The organism is Pelomonas sp. CA6, assembly GCF_022549225.1.
Taxonomy (GTDB): Bacteria; Pseudomonadota; Gammaproteobacteria; order Burkholderiales; family Burkholderiaceae_C; genus Roseateles.
Genome location: NZ_JAKZFD010000009.1, coordinates 143,763 through 157,737 on the forward strand (window position 1 = coordinate 143,763; position 13,975 = coordinate 157,737).

Annotated in this window: 11 protein-coding genes; 7 read left to right on the forward strand and 4 right to left on the reverse strand. The window is 70.5% G+C overall.

Annotation, left to right across the window (positions count from 1 at the left end):
* The first annotated feature begins 73 nt into the window (after positions 1-73).
* Both LZ017_RS15800 and LZ017_RS15805 read left to right on the forward strand, forming a co-directional pair.
* Entirely contained in the window at positions 74-1,318 is a 1,245-nt protein-coding gene (locus LZ017_RS15800; protein WP_277604730.1) for a nitronate monooxygenase family protein, read from the forward strand.
* Between the two features lie 126 nt (positions 1,319-1,444).
* Positions 1,445-4,777: an amidohydrolase family protein gene (locus tag LZ017_RS15805; protein ID WP_241397853.1), complete on the forward strand. Its 3,333-nt coding sequence runs from the start codon at positions 1,445-1,447 to the stop codon at positions 4,775-4,777.
* Positions 4,778-4,782: 5 nt separating this feature from the next.
* Here LZ017_RS15805 and LZ017_RS15810 read toward each other — a convergent pair whose 3' ends face one another.
* From LZ017_RS15810 to kbl, 3 genes are all read right to left on the reverse strand, one after another.
* Entirely contained in the window at positions 4,783-5,646 is an 864-nt protein-coding gene (locus tag LZ017_RS15810; protein WP_241397854.1) for a MipA/OmpV family protein, read from the reverse strand.
* A 101-nt stretch (positions 5,647-5,747) separates the two neighbouring features.
* Positions 5,748-6,692, reverse strand: a complete 945-nt coding sequence (locus LZ017_RS15815) for an NAD-dependent epimerase/dehydratase family protein (RefSeq protein ID WP_241397855.1) — start codon at positions 6,690-6,692, stop codon at positions 5,748-5,750.
* Positions 6,693-6,730: 38 nt separating this feature from the next.
* Positions 6,731-7,933, reverse strand: a complete 1,203-nt coding sequence (kbl, locus tag LZ017_RS15820) for a glycine C-acetyltransferase (RefSeq protein WP_241397856.1) — start codon at positions 7,931-7,933, stop codon at positions 6,731-6,733.
* A 118-nt stretch (positions 7,934-8,051) separates the two neighbouring features.
* Between kbl and LZ017_RS15825 the strand changes: the two genes are divergently transcribed.
* Positions 8,052-8,630: a helix-turn-helix domain-containing protein gene (locus tag LZ017_RS15825; protein WP_241397857.1), complete on the forward strand. Its 579-nt coding sequence runs from the start codon at positions 8,052-8,054 to the stop codon at positions 8,628-8,630.
* A gap of 41 nt (positions 8,631-8,671) precedes the next feature.
* Here LZ017_RS15825 and LZ017_RS15830 read toward each other — a convergent pair whose 3' ends face one another.
* Positions 8,672-9,931, reverse strand: a complete 1,260-nt coding sequence (locus tag LZ017_RS15830) for a YihY family inner membrane protein (protein ID WP_241397858.1) — start codon at positions 9,929-9,931, stop codon at positions 8,672-8,674.
* A 19-nt stretch (positions 9,932-9,950) separates the two neighbouring features.
* Here LZ017_RS15830 and LZ017_RS15835 point away from each other — a divergent pair, with 19 nt between their 5' ends.
* From LZ017_RS15835 to LZ017_RS15850, 4 genes are read left to right on the forward strand one after another with little or no spacing between them, the layout of a single operon-like run.
* A complete protein-coding gene (locus LZ017_RS15835; RefSeq protein ID WP_241397859.1) occupies positions 9,951-10,388 on the forward strand; it encodes a DUF2069 domain-containing protein in 438 nt (145 codons plus the stop codon).
* The gene (locus LZ017_RS15840) at positions 10,385-11,800 is read left to right on the forward strand and encodes an FAD-binding oxidoreductase (RefSeq protein WP_241397860.1); all 1,416 of its coding nucleotides are present in this window, start codon (positions 10,385-10,387) and stop codon (positions 11,798-11,800) included. The genes LZ017_RS15835 and LZ017_RS15840 overlap by 4 nt, the downstream gene beginning before the upstream one ends.
* A gap of 52 nt (positions 11,801-11,852) precedes the next feature.
* Positions 11,853-12,527, forward strand: a complete 675-nt coding sequence (locus LZ017_RS15845; protein ID WP_241397967.1) for a response regulator transcription factor — start codon at positions 11,853-11,855, stop codon at positions 12,525-12,527.
* On the forward strand, positions 12,524-13,936 hold the full coding sequence (locus LZ017_RS15850; RefSeq protein WP_241397861.1) for a cell wall metabolism sensor histidine kinase WalK: 1,413 nt from the start codon (positions 12,524-12,526) through the stop codon (positions 13,934-13,936). The genes LZ017_RS15845 and LZ017_RS15850 overlap by 4 nt, the downstream gene beginning before the upstream one ends.
* The last annotated feature ends 39 nt before the right edge of the window (positions 13,937-13,975 follow it).

Consider the following 13,975-nt stretch of genomic DNA (forward strand, 5'->3'; position numbering starts at 1 on the left):
CTCAAAACCCTGAGGCCAGCGGCTTGATACGGTCCAGGGTTCCATCACCCTGCGCCCATTTCGGGCCACGACCATGAGCCAGCCCCTGTCCTCTCCTGCCGCCGCATCGCCCAGCCTGGCCCCCGATCTGCAGGACTGCTGGAGCGGCAGCGGCCTGCGCCCGCTGCAGTTGCGCGGACGCAGCCTGCTGCCCATCGTGCAGGGCGGCATGGGCGTGGGCGTCAGCGCCCAGCAGCTGGCCGGCGCGGTGGCCTCGGCCGGCGGCATGGGCACGATCAGCTCGGTGGACCTGCGACGCCTGCATCCGGACCTGATGGCGCGCAGCGCCGGCCCGCTGGGCGACCCCGAGACCAAGAAGCGCATCAACGACGCCAACCTGGAGGCCATCGCGCGCGAGATCGGCGGCGCGCGCGAGCGCGCCCAGGGGCGAGGCCTGGTCGCGATCAACGTGATGCGCGCGCTGGACGCCTATGCCGAGTCGGTGAAGCAGGCCCTGGCCTGCGGCGTCGACGCGGTCGTCGTCGGTGCCGGGCTGCCGCTGGACCTGCCCGACCTGGCCCAGGACCATCCCGACACCCTGCTGGTGCCCATCCTCAGCGATGCGCGCGGCGTGCAACTGCTGATGCGCAAGTGGGAACGCAAAAAGCGCCTGCCCGATGCGGTGGTGATCGAGCACCCGGCGCATGCCGGCGGCCACCTTGGCGCGGCGCGCATCGCCGACCTGCCCGACGGCCGCTTCGAATTCGAGCGCGTGATCCCCGAATGCCTGGCCTTCTTCCGCCAGGCCGGCGTCGAAGGCCGCATCCCGCTGATCGCCGCCGGCGGCATCCGCAGCCACCAGGACATACGCCGGCTGCAAGACCTGGGCGCCGACGCGGTGCAACTGGGCACGCCTTTCGCCGTCACCGAGGAATGCGATGCCGCGCCCGAGTTCAAGCGCGTGCTGGCCGAGGCCCGCGACGAGGACATGGTGGAGTTCACCAGCGTCGCCGGCCTGCCCGCCCGCGCGGTGCGCACGCCCTGGCTGAACGCCTACCTGAAGGTGGAGTCCAAGCTGCAGGCGGTGGCGCAGATCAAGAAGCGCTGCACCAAGGCCTTCGATTGCCTCGCCCAGTGCGGACTGCGCGATGGCTTCAAGGACTGGGGCCAGTTCTGCATCGACCATCAGCTGGCCGCCGCGCTGCGCGGCGATCTCTCCAAGGGCCTGTTCTTCCGCGGCAAGGGCGCCCTGCCCTTCGGCGACCAGGTGCGCTCGGTGATGGACCTGATGAAGCACCTGCTGACCCCGCTGCCCAGCTCCGCCACCGCCGGCGCATGACTTCCCGCATGGGCGATTGATCGCCAGACGCACCCGCGGCGGCGCGGGCGGTACAAACGACGATGCATCGGGGGCGTCGCGCTGACTATGCTGTGCGACGTCAAACCATCCCCGAAGACGTCGTCGATGAAGCACAAGACCTGGCCCTCGCCGCGCGCCGCCGCGGCGCTCGCCGCCCTGCTGAGCCTGGCCCTCCCCGCCGCCACGCAGGCCCAGAACGCCGACAAGGGCAGCGCCGAGAAAGCCCCGGGCGCCGCGCGCTGGGACGTCAACGCGCCGCCGGGCCCGTCCACCCGCGCGCAGCTCGATGTGCGCAGCGGCACCTGGATGAGCGTGGACGTCAGCCCGGACGGCCGCTGGATCGTCTTCGACCTGCTCGGCGAGATCTACCTGATGCCCGCCGAGGGTGGCGAGGCACGCCCGCTGACGCGTTCCATCGCCTGGGACATGCAGCCGCGCTTCTCGCCGGATGGGCGCCAGATCGCCTATGTCTCGGACGCCGGCGGCGGCGACAACATCTGGGTGATGAATGTCGACGGCAGCGGCGCGCGGGCGATCAGCAAGGAGGACTACCGCCTGCTGAACAACCCAGTCTGGCATCCGAGCGGCCGCTACATCGCCGCGCGCAAGCATTTCACCGGCACGCGCTCGCTGGGCTCCGGCGAGATCTGGCTCTACCACCTGGATGGCGGCAAGGGCCAGCAGCTCAACGAAAAGCCCAACTGGCAGAAGGACCTGGGCGAACCGGCGCTGTCACCGGACGGGCGCTACCTCTACTACTCGCAGGACGCCACCGCGGGGCGCAGCTTCGAGTACAACAAAGACAGCAACACCGAGATCTTCCGCATCTACCGCCAGGACCTGAAGGACGGCACGGTGGAGCCTTTCGTCACCGGTCCGGGCGGCGCGATCCGTCCGACGCCATCGCCGGACGGGCGGCATCTCGCCTTCATCCGTCGCGTGCGCGCCGACGATGATCGCCAGGCCAGCGCCCTCTTCCTGAAGGACCTGAAGACCGGCCGCGAGACGCGCGCCTGGACCGGGCTGGAGCGCGACATGCAGGAGTCCTGGTCCATCCAGGGCGTCTACCCCGGCATCGCCTGGACGCCGGACAGCAAGGCCGTGGTCGCCTGGGCCGAGGGCAAGCTCTGGCGCATCGATCCGTTCAAGGGCGCGGCGGCCGAGATTCCCTTCCATGTGAAGGACAGCCGGGAGGTCCGCGAGGCGCTGCGCCTGCCGCAAGACCTGACCCCGAAGCCTTTCGAGGCACAGCAGCTGCGCTGGGTGAAAGTGGCGCCGGACGGCCGCCGCGTGGTCTATTCGGCGCTGGGCCAGCTCTGGCTACGCGATCTGCCGCAGGGCGAGCCGCGGCGGGTCACGCAACAGAATGACCAGCTGGAGTTCTTCCCCAGCTTCTCGCGCGATGGCCGCGAACTGGTCTATGTGAGCTGGAGCGACGCCCGCCAGGGCCGCGTGATCCGCCGCGACCTCGCCAGCGGCCGCGAGACCGTGCTGACGCCCGAGGCCGGCAAATACCTGAGCCCGGTGTTCTCGCCGGACGGCCGCCAGGTGGCCTATGTGAAGTCCCGAGGCGGCTACCTCACCGCGCCGTGGAACGGCATGGACCCCGGCGTCTACCTCGTGTCCGCCGACGGCAAGGGCGAGCCCCATCGCATCACCAAGGACGGCGAGGCGCCGCAGTTCGGCGCCGATCCGGGCGAACTCTATGTGACGCGCAGCAAGCGCAGCAGCGAGGTGGACATGCCCCGGCTGCTGGTGCGCATCCGGCTGGACACGCGCGAGGAGACCGAGCTGGTCAAGAGCGAGCATGCCAGCGCCTTCGCGGTCTCGCCCGACGGCCGCTGGCTGGGCTACACCGAGCGCTTCCACACCTACCTGACCCCGCTGCCGCCGTCCGGCAAGCTGCTGTCGGTTGGCCCCAAGGCCGAGGCCATGCCGCAACGCCGACTGGACCTGGACGCCGGCGACTACCTGCACTGGAGCGGCGACAGCCGCGGCCTGCACTACGCGCTGGGCAACGAGCTGTTCAGCGTGAGCACCGACGCGGCGATGGCCCCCGGCTTCAAGCCGGCATCGAGCGGCCTGAAGATCGCGCCGACCGTGCAGCCCGATCGGGTGCGTGGCCGGCTCGCGATCGTCGGGGCACGGCTCATCACGATGAACGCGGCCCGACCGGACGAGGTGATCGAGGACGGCGCGCTGCTGATCGAGGACGGCCGCATCCTCGCGCTGGGCCCGCGCGCGCAGGTGCAGATCCCGGCCGGTACCGAGCTGATCCAGGCGCAAGGCAAGACCGTGATCCCCGGGCTGATCGACGCCCACTGGCACGGCAGCATGGGCGAGACCGAGATCACGCCGCAGCAGAGCTGGGTCAACTACGCGTCGCTGGCCTTCGGGCTGACCTCGCTGCACGACCCGTCCAACCGCACCAGCGACATCTTCACGCAGGCCGAGATGCAGCGCGCCGGACGCATCGTGGGGCCGCGCATCTTCTCCACCGGCACCATCCTTTACGGCGCCAAGGCCGACGTCACGGCCGAGATCAACAACCTCGACGACGCGCTGACCCACCTGCGCCGCATGAAGGCCGGCGGCGCGTTCACGGTGAAGAGCTACAACCAACCGCGGCGCGACCAGCGCCAGCAGGTCATCGAGGCGGCGCGCCAGACCGGCATGATGGTGGTGCCCGAGGGCGGTTCGCTGTTCCAGATGAACATGAGCATGATCGTCGACGGCCATACCGGCATCGAGCATGCGCTGCCCGTGGCCAAGGTCTATGAGGACGTGCTGCAGCTGTGGCCGCAGACCCGCGTGGGCTACACGCCCACCCTCAACGTGGCCTATGGCGGGCTGGACGGCGAGCATTACTGGTACGCCCACACCGAGGTCTGGCGCCATCCCATCCTGAGCCGCTTCGTGCCGCGCAGCGTGCTGCAGCCACGCAGCGTGCGCCGGCCGCTGGCGCCGCTGCAGGACTACAACGTGATCCAGGTCGCGCGCGCCGCGACCCAGCTGCAGCGCGCCGGCGTGCCGGTCAACATCGGCGCGCACGGCCAGCGCGAAGGCCTGGGCGTGCATTGGGAGATGTGGAGCCTGGCGCTGGGCGGCATGACCCCGCTGGAGGCTCTGCGCAGCGCGACGCTGAATCCGGCGCGCTACCTGGGGCTGGATCGCTTCGTCGGATCGCTGGAGCCGGGCAAGCTGGCCGACCTGGTCATTCTGGACGGCGATGTGCTGAAGGACATCCGCCAGAGCGACCAGATCCGCAGCGTGATGCTGGGTGGCCGCCTCTACGAACTGCCGACCATGAACGAGGTCTGGCCGCGCCGCAAGCCGCGCGCGCCCTTCTTCTTCGAGGATGCGCGCGGCGAGATGGCGGTGGACGCCGACCTGGCCGCCGAGGCCGGCGCCCACGGCAGCCACGGCCACCAGCACTGATCAGTTCAGTTGCGCCAGCCCAGCCCGATCGACGCCTGCCAGGCATTGCGCCGCTCGACGATGGGGCTGTCCGCCGCCGGGCCCAGCATGCGGCTGACGCCGACGCCGCTGCTGAGCACCCAGTGCGGCCCCAGCGACATCAGCCAGCCCACGCCCGCATGCACGTCGCGCAGCCCGGCGCCGGGCTGGTAGGCGGGCCAGCGCGGGTGGCCTTCGGGGACGCCGAAATAGCTGCGCAGATTGCGCGCATCGCCGCCGGTGAGGCCGCCGCCGATGGAGAGTTCCCGCCCGGGCGCATGCCAGAGGCGCCAGGACAGGTCCGTGTTCAGCACCATGCCGCCCTTGTGGCCCAGCAGGTCCTGCGACAGGGCCGCCGACCATTGCCAGTCCGGCGCGAAATTCCAGCTGCCGTAGAAGCGGGCCCGCAGGGTTCGTTTGACGTCGGGCAGTCCCGCGGTGTTCTCGCTGCGGCTGCTGTTGCGACCGTTGTCCATGCGCAGCGCCACGCCCAGGCGCAGGTCGCCACGGCGCAGCAACTCGGTGCTGGCGCCCGGGCCGGCCGCGCCGCGGCCGAAGCCCAGCATGGACCCGGCGGACGATGACGAGATGCGCCAGCGGCCCCAGCGCAGCGCGAACAGCGGGCGCAGCTTGAGCTCGCGCGAGCTGGCGCCTTCGCCATCGGGCTGGGAGACCAGCTGCGCTCCCAGCAGATAACGCAACTCAGGCTCCTCGTCGCCTTGCGCCGGCTTGCGCTCAGGCTCGGCACGCGCCGCGGGTTGGGGTTGCGAGACGGGTGGGCTCGGGTCCACCGGCTGGGCTTGTGCCGCGCCGGCCAGACCGGCGAGCAGAACGGGGATGGCGGGCGTCATGCGCCCATCTTGCCATGCGCCCCATCGGGCGCCAAATGCGTCCCAATGTCGCGTCCGGGGTCAGGCCTTGCCGGTGCGCGGTCAGGTCGACGGGGGCCTTCTCAAGCCTTCTTCTGGGACTTCAGCGACGCCAGCATGTCGTCCACCATCGCGTCCAGGTCATAGGCCAGCTTCCAGCCCCAGTCGCGCGCCGCCACGCTGTCGTCGATGGCCTGCGGCCAGCTGGCCGCGATGCCCTGGCGGAAGTCGGGGGCGTAGTCGATCTGGAAGTCCGGCAGGTGGCGGCGTATGGACTGCGCGATCTGCACCGGCGTGAAGCTGACGCCCGCGAGGTTGTAGCTGCCCCGCTCGCGGATCGCGTCGGCTGGGGCGTGCATCAGCTCCAGTGTCGCGCGCAGCGCATCGGGCATGTACATCATGGGCAGGGCCTGGTCTTCCTGCAGGAAGCAGGTGTAGCGGCCCTGGGCCAGCGCCTGGTGGAAGATGTCCACCGCATAGTCGGTGGTGCCGCCGCCGGGCGGCGTCTTCCAGCTGATCAGGCCGGGATAGCGCAGGCTGCGCACATCCACGCCGTGGTTGGCGTGGTACCAGCGGCACCAGCCTTCGCCGGCCAGCTTGGAGATGCCATAGACGGTGCTGGGGTCCATCACCGTGGCCTGTGGCGTGCCCAGCTTGGGCGTCTGCGGTCCGAAGGCGGCGATGGAACTGGGCCAGAACACGCGCTCCAGCTTGGCAGTGCGGGCCAGCTCCAGCACATTGAGCAGACCCTTCATGTTCAGGTCCCAGGCCCACATCGGGTGCTTCTCGCCGGTCGCCGACAGCGCCGCGGCCAGGTGGTAGATCTGGGTGATGCCGTGGCGCTTGACGATCTCGGCCATGGCCGCCGCGTCGGTGCAGTCCAGCATCTCGTGCGTCAGCTGCGGCACGCGGCCCTGGGGGGCCAGGTCGCTGGTGATGACGTTCTCGTTGCCATGGATCTTGGCCAGTTCGACGGCCAACTCGGTACCGATCTGCCCGTTGGCACCGATCAACAGAATCTTGCTCATGCGCGTTCGCTTGGGGTTCTTGTCTTGAGGTCTTGCGCTTACTTCACCAGGCCCAGTTCGCGGCCGGCCTGCGCGAAGGCGGCCACCGCGCGCTCCAGATGCTCGCGCTCGTGCACCGCGGAAATCTGCACGCGCACCCGTGCCTGGCCCTTGGGCACCACGGGATAGAAGAAGCCCACGGCATAGACGCCCAGCTCCAGCAAGCGGGCGCTGAGCTGCTGGGCCTTGACCGCGTCGTACACCATCACCGGCGTGATCGGGTGGGTGCCCGGCTTGATCTCGAAGCCGGCGGCCTGGATGGCCCCGCGGAAGTAGGCGGTGTTGAGCTCGAGCTTGTCGCGCAGGGCGGTCGAGGCTTCCAGCAGGTCCAGCACCGCGATGGAGGCGCCGACGATGCTGGGCGCCACGGTGTTGGAGAACAGATAGGGGCGCGAGCGCTGGCGCAGGATCTCGATGACCTCCTTGCGGCCAGTCGTGAAGCCGCCGGATGCGCCGCCCAGCGCCTTGCCCAGCGTGCCGGTGATGATGTCCACCTTGCCATAGACGCCGCGGTGCTCATGCGTGCCGCGCCCGGTCTTGCCCATGAAGCCGCTGGCATGGCATTCGTCGATACCCAGCAGCGCGCCGTGGCGGTCGCAGAGCTCGCGGATGCGGTCCAGCTGCGCGATGGTGCCGTCCATCGAGAACACGCCGTCGGTGAACACCATCACATGGCGCGCCCCGGCCGCGCGCGCCTCCTGCAGGCAGCGCTCCAGGTCGGCCATGTCGTTGTGTTTGTAGCGAAAGCGCTTGGCCTTGCACAGGCGGATGCCGTCGATGATGGACGCGTGGTTCAGCTCGTCGCTGATGATGGCGTCTTCCTCACCCAGCAGCGGCTCGAACAGGCCGCCGTTGGCGTCGAACGCGGCCGCGTAGAGGATGGTGTCCTCGGTGCCCAGGAAGCGCGCCAGGCGCTGTTCCAGCGTCTTGTGCAGGTCCTGCGTGCCACAGATGAAGCGCACCGACGACAGACCGTAGCCATGGGTGCGCAAGGCCTCGTGCGCGGCCTCCAGCACCTGCGGATGGGCGGACAGGCCCAGGTAATTGTTGGCGCACAGGTTGATCACCTCGCGGCCGTCCTGCGTGCGCACGATGGCGCCCTGCGGGCTCACGATGATTCGTTCGCTCTTGTAGAGGCCGGCATCGCGGATGCCTTGCAGTTCCTGGCGCAGGTGGTCGTAGAAGGCTTGGGTGGTGCTCATGGCGGGTGGGCAGTGGGGGCGTGCGGAGGATTGGTGCACAATCCGTTAAATCGAACGAGTTCGCTATATCGAACAGCTGTTCAGTATCAAGGATCCACCCCTGTCCGGTCAAGCGCCGATGTCCGCCAATCCCTCCGAAAAGTTCGAACCGCCGCGCGTCGGCGCCACCTTGCAGGCCTTGCGGCAAGCTCAGGGCCTGTCACTGGACGAGCTGTCGCGGCGGGCCGGGGTTTCCAAGTCCATGCTGTCGCAGATCGAGCGCAACCAGGCCAATCCCACCGTCGCGGTGGTCTGGCGGCTGGCCAATGCGCTGCGCGTGGAGCTGTCGGACCTGCTCAGCGGCGAGCGCCCGGCGGCACCGGGCATCGAGCTTGTCGCCGCCCATGCCACGCCGGCGCTGTCCAGCCCGGACGGGCTGTGCCGGCTGCGCATCCTCGGCCCCATCGATCTGGCCGGCCAGTTCGAGTGGTACGAGCTGACCGTGCAGCCGGGCGGCGCGCTGGAGTCCGAGGCCCACGAGCCCGGCTCGCGTGAACACCTGAGCGTGCTCAGTGGCGAGCTGGAGGTCAGTGCCAGCGGCAGCCGCCAGCAGCTGGGCGCCGGCGAAACGGCGCGCTACGCGGTGGACGGCCCGCACGCGATACGCAACCACGGCGGGCAGCCCGCGACGGCAATGCTGGTGGTGCTGCACGCCTGAGCAACCCGGGCCTCCCATCGGCGAGGCGGATGGAAGGCGCCTTACCCGCGCCGCAGCAAATCGTCCAGCTTGAGCCCGGCCCAGCCCGAGCGCTCCCACAGCGGCATCAGCGGGGTGCTGCGTTCGGCCAGCAGCCGGTCCAGCAGCGGCGCGGCGGCTGTCTGCGCCGGCTCGCACAGCAGCACCAGGCGGTGCATGCCGCCTTCCTCCAGACGGCCGACCCAGTCCAGCGCGACCAGATCCTCGATCACCGGCTCCAGTTGCAGGGGATCCAGGCGCAGCCGCCGCGCCAGCGCCTGCTGGTGCAGGCCCACATGGCCTTGCCCGCGCGCCTCGCCCAGCTGGCGCAGCACCTCCAGCGCCAGCTCGAAACCCAGCCCGGGCACCGGCCGGCGCAGCGCCAGCCCGCCGGCCAGCGCCGGCGCATTGGCGGCCAGGATGGCGCCCAGCAGCACGATGGACCAGCCCACGTAGAGCCAGATCAGGAAGATGGGCACGGTGGCGAAGGCGCCGTACAGCGTGGAATAGGTCGGCACCTGCTTCACGTACCAGGCCAGCAGGCTCTTCGCGACATGGAAGGCCACCGCGACGAAAGCGCTGCCCAGCAGCGCATGGCGCCAGCGCACGTCGGTGTTGGGCACGTAGCGGAACAGCCCCGCGATCGCCGCCCACAGCACCAGCAGATCCAGGCTGGAGAGCAGCACCACCAGGTTGTCGGGCAGCTTGGCGACCAGTCCCTGCCCCGCGGAAACCGCGTAGCTGGTCAGCGTCAGGCTACCGCCCAGCATCAGCGGCCCCAGCGTCAGCGCCGCCCAGTACACCAGCACGCGCTGCGCAATGGGCCGCGGCCGCTGCACGCGCCAGATCTGGTTCAGCGTGCGGTCAATCGTGAGCATCAGCATCAGCGCCGTGAAGCCCAGCACCACCAGGCCCAGCGCACCCAGCCGGTTGGCCTTGGCGGCGAACTGGGTCAACGCGGCCAGCACGGGGCGCGCGATGTTGTCGGGAATCAGTGATTTCAGGAAGTACTTCTCCAGCGCGATCTGGAAGCTGGAGAAGATGGGGAAGGCGGTGAAGAGCGCCAGCATCACCGTCAGCAGCGGCACCAGCGAGATCAGCGTCGTGAAGGTCAGGCTGCCGGCGGTGAGGCCCAGGCGCTCCTCGCGGAAGCGCTGACGGAAGGTGGACAGGGTCTGGCGCCAGGGCCAGTGCAGAAAGGCCTGCCAGGCGGCGGTGGCGATCTCGCGCCAGGACTGCCGGGGCTCCCCGCCCTCGGCGCGCGGGCTCGTCTTGATGTTCATGCTGGCTATGATGCCAGCCATGTCAAGATCGGCCCGCCCTCCCCTCGTTCCCAGCACGCGCAGCCAGCCCACGGCCGGCGAAACGCGCAGCCGCAACATCGCCTGCGCCGCCGTGCTCGCGCTGGCCCTGCTGTGCCTGGCCTGGGAGCTGTGGCTGGCGCCCACCGGACGTGGCACGCTGGCGATCAAGGCGCTGCCGCTGCTGCTGCCGCTGCCGGGGCTGTGGCGCTACCGCATGTACACCTATCGCTGGGTTTCGCTGATGCTGTGGCTTTATGTGGCCGAGGGCGCGGTGCGCGGCGGCAGCGATCCCCATGCGCTGTCCGCGCTGCTGGGCTGGGGCGAGGTGGTGCTGGCCATCGCCGCCTTCGTCGCCTGCGCGGCCCATGTGCGCCAGCGCCTCGCCGCGGCGCGCGCCAGCCAGCCCGCGGAGGGCACGCCAGGGACGGTTTCATGACACAGGCCTTGCTGCTGCGCGACCTGCGCGAACGCCTGGGCGACGCCCATGTGCTGCAACCCGACACGCATGAGCTGAGCGCCTACCAGCGCGACTGGCGCAAGCGCTACGAAGGCCGCGCGCTGGCGGTGCTGCGCCCCGGCAGCACTGGCGACGTCGCCGCGGTGATGGCGCTGGCCGCACGCCATGGCGTCGCCGTCGTGCCGCAGGGCGGCAACACCGGCCTGGTGGGCGGCGGCGTGCCGGATGGTTCCGGCACCCAGCTGCTGCTGAGCCTGCAGCGCCTGAACCGGGTGCGCGGCGTCGACAGCGCCAACCTCACGCTGGTGGCCGAGGCCGGCTGCGTGCTGCAGCATGTGCAGCAGGCAGCGCAGGCGCAGGGGCTGCTGTTTCCGCTGAGCCTGGCGGCCGAGGGCTCCTGCACGTTGGGCGGCAATCTCTCCACCAATGCCGGCGGCACGCAGGTGCTGCGCTACGGCAATGCGCGCGAGCTGTGCCTGGGGCTGGAGGTGGTGACGGTGGACGGGCGGGTCTGGAACGGGCTTTCCGGGCTGCGCAAGGACAACACCGGCTATGACCTGCGCGACCTCTTCATCGGCGCCGAGGGCACGCTGGGCGTGATCACCGCGGCCACGATGAAGCTCTACCCGCAGCCGCGCGCGCGCATGACCGCGCTGGCCGCCTGCGACAGCCTGCAGGCTGCGGTGGACCTGCTGACGCAGGCGCAGCAGCATTGCGGCGCCGCGCTGACCGGCTTCGAGGTCATGAACGCGCTGTCGCTGGCGCTGGTGGCGCGCCACTTCCCGCAGCTGGCCCAGCCCCTGGGGCCCCGCCCCTGGACCGTTCTGCTGGAGCTGTCCGACAGCGAGAGCGAAGCCCACGCGCGCGAGCGCTTCGAGAGCCTGCTGGAGCGCGCGCTGGAGCGCGGGCTGATCGACGATGCCGCGGTGGCCGAGAGCCTGGCGCAGAGCCAGGCCATGTGGCATCTGCGCGAGTCCATCCCGCTGGCGCAGAGCGAGGAAGGACTGAACATCAAGCACGACATCGCCCTGCCCGTCTCGCGCATCCCGGCCTTCGCCGAGCGCTGCGACGCGGCGCTGGCCCAGGCCTTCCCGGGCTCGCGCCTGGTGTGCTTCGGCCACCTGGGCGACGGCAACCTGCACTACAACCTGCAGGCCCCGGCCGGCGTGCCGGCGGCGGAATTCCTGCGCACGCACGAGGCCGCGGTGAACACCCTGGTCTATGACCAGGTGCTGGCGCATGACGGTTCCATCTCCGCGGAGCACGGCATCGGCCAGCTCAAGCGCGGCGAGCTGGCGGCCCGCAAGGACGCGGTCGCGCTGCAGCTGATGCGCGCCATCAAGGCCGCGTTGGATCCGCAGGGGCTGATGAACCCGGGCCGCGTGCTGTAGGCGCCGCCATTCACCCGTTCTTCAGATCGCGCTGGCCCAATGTGGGCGCATGATGAACATCCTGCTGCTGGAAGACGATCTGGACCTGGGCGAGGCGGTGCGGCTGGCTTTCGAGTCCGAGGGCTACCGCGTGGTCTGGGTGCGACGGCTGGACGATGCGATGGCCTCGCTGCAATACAGCGAGCCCGAGCTGCTGGTGCTGGACCTGGGCCTGCCCGATGGCGACGGCCACCAGTTGCTGGCCTGGCTGCGGCGCGAGCAGCGCAAGGTGCCGGCGCTGATCCTGAGCGCGCGCGACGGTCTGGAGGAGCGCCTGCGCGGCCTGGATGGCGGCGCGGACGACTACCTGGTCAAGCCCTTTGCGCTGCGCGAGCTGCTGTCGCGGGTGCGCGCGCTGGCACGACGCAGCTATGGGCTGGAAGAAGGCCTGCTGAGCCTGCGCGGGCTGCAGGTGCACGAGGCCTCGATGCGGGCCAGCCTGGACGGCCGGGCGCTGGAGCTGTCGCCCAGCGAGTTCCGCCTGCTCGCCGCGCTGCTCAAGCGCGTGGACCGCGTGCTGACGCGCCGCTTCCTCGAGGAGCAGGTGCTCAGCGGCAGCGCGGCCGAGAGCAATGTGCTGGACGTGCACATCTCCAGCCTGCGCCGCAAGATCGGCGAAGGCTATATCCGCACCATACGCGGGCTGGGTTACGTGATTGACCGACTGCCCGCCGGAGCCGGACGGTGACGCGTTGGTGGCGCCGCCTGATCGAACCTTCGGTCCTGCGCGGCCTGGTGTTGGCGCAGGTGGTGCTGGCCAGCCTGCTCTGGCTGAGCCTGGTGGGCCTGGTGGTCTGGGACAGCCAGCAGGAAACGGTGTTGCACCAATCCATCCCGGCGATGGAAGCCGTGGTGGACGCGGTCGAAGGCCTGGCCGACCGTCCCGAGGCGCTTGAGCGGGTGCTGCGCCGCGTCGACGCCTGGAACCGCGCCGGCTCCGGCGAGCAGGACGACCCCACGCTCAGCACCGGCATGCTGGTCTGGCGCGGCGAGCAGCGCATCTTCGCCAGCGCCGGCATGCCGGGCGAGCTGCTGCTGCGCCATCCCGAAGGGCTGCACAAGCTGGCCAGTGGCGAGCGCCGCTGGCAGGTGCTGACCGTGAGATCGGCGGCCGAGGACATTCGCGTCAGCCTCGTCTATCCGGACAGCTTCATGGCCGTGGTGCTGACGCTGAACAGCCGCGGCTATCTGCTGTTGCCGCTGATCGTCAGCCTGCCGCTGCTGGTGCTGCCGGCCTGGCTGTCGGTGCGCTGGGCGCTGAAACCCTGGCGCCGGCTCAGTGCCGAGGTGGCCCGGCGCGACGAGCAAGACCTGTCCCCCATCGCGCTGCCGGCGCGCGAACGCGAGCTGCGCCCGCTGCTGGAGGCGGTCAACCGGCTGTTGGGCCGGCTGCGTGGCGCGCGGGCGCGCGAGCGGCGCTTCGTCGCCGATGCCGCGCACGAGTTACGCACGCCGCTCAGCGCAATGAGCCTCTATGCCGAATCGCTGCAGCGCCTGACACTGCCGCCGTCCGCGGCGCCGCTGCTCCGCGGCATGCTGCGCAGCGGCGAACGGGCGACGCGGCTGGTCAACCAGCTGCTGACGCTGACGCGCAGCGAGGCCGACGCCCAGCGGCCGGCCGAGCGGCTGGACCTGGCCGCGCTGGCCGGCGATGTGCTGGCCGAGGTGGCGCTGCTGGGCAGCGCCCGCGCGGTGCAGCTGGACTGCGATCTGCGCGGTCCGCTGTGGATGCTTGGCCAGGCCGAAGGCCTGGGCTCGCTGTTCGGCAACCTGGTCGAGAACGCGATCAAGTACAGCCCCGAGGGCGGTCGTGTCACCGTGCGCCTGTGGGCCGAGGACGGCGAGATCGCCGCGCTGATCGACGATCAGGGCCCTGGCATTCCCCCGGCCTGGCGCGAACAGGTGTTGCAGCGCTTCGCCCGCATGCCGGACCAGGGCCAGGCCGGCTCCGGGCTGGGGTTGGCCATCGTGCAAAGCGTGCTGCAGGCGCATGGCGGCCGCCTCGCGCTGGACGACGCGCCCGAGGGCGGGCTGCGCGTCCAGCTGTGGCTTCCGGCCGAGGACGCGGGACGCGCCCCCCGGGGCTGCGGCCGCTGAACCATCACGCGGCGGCCGGGCACGACGCCCGGCCGTCAG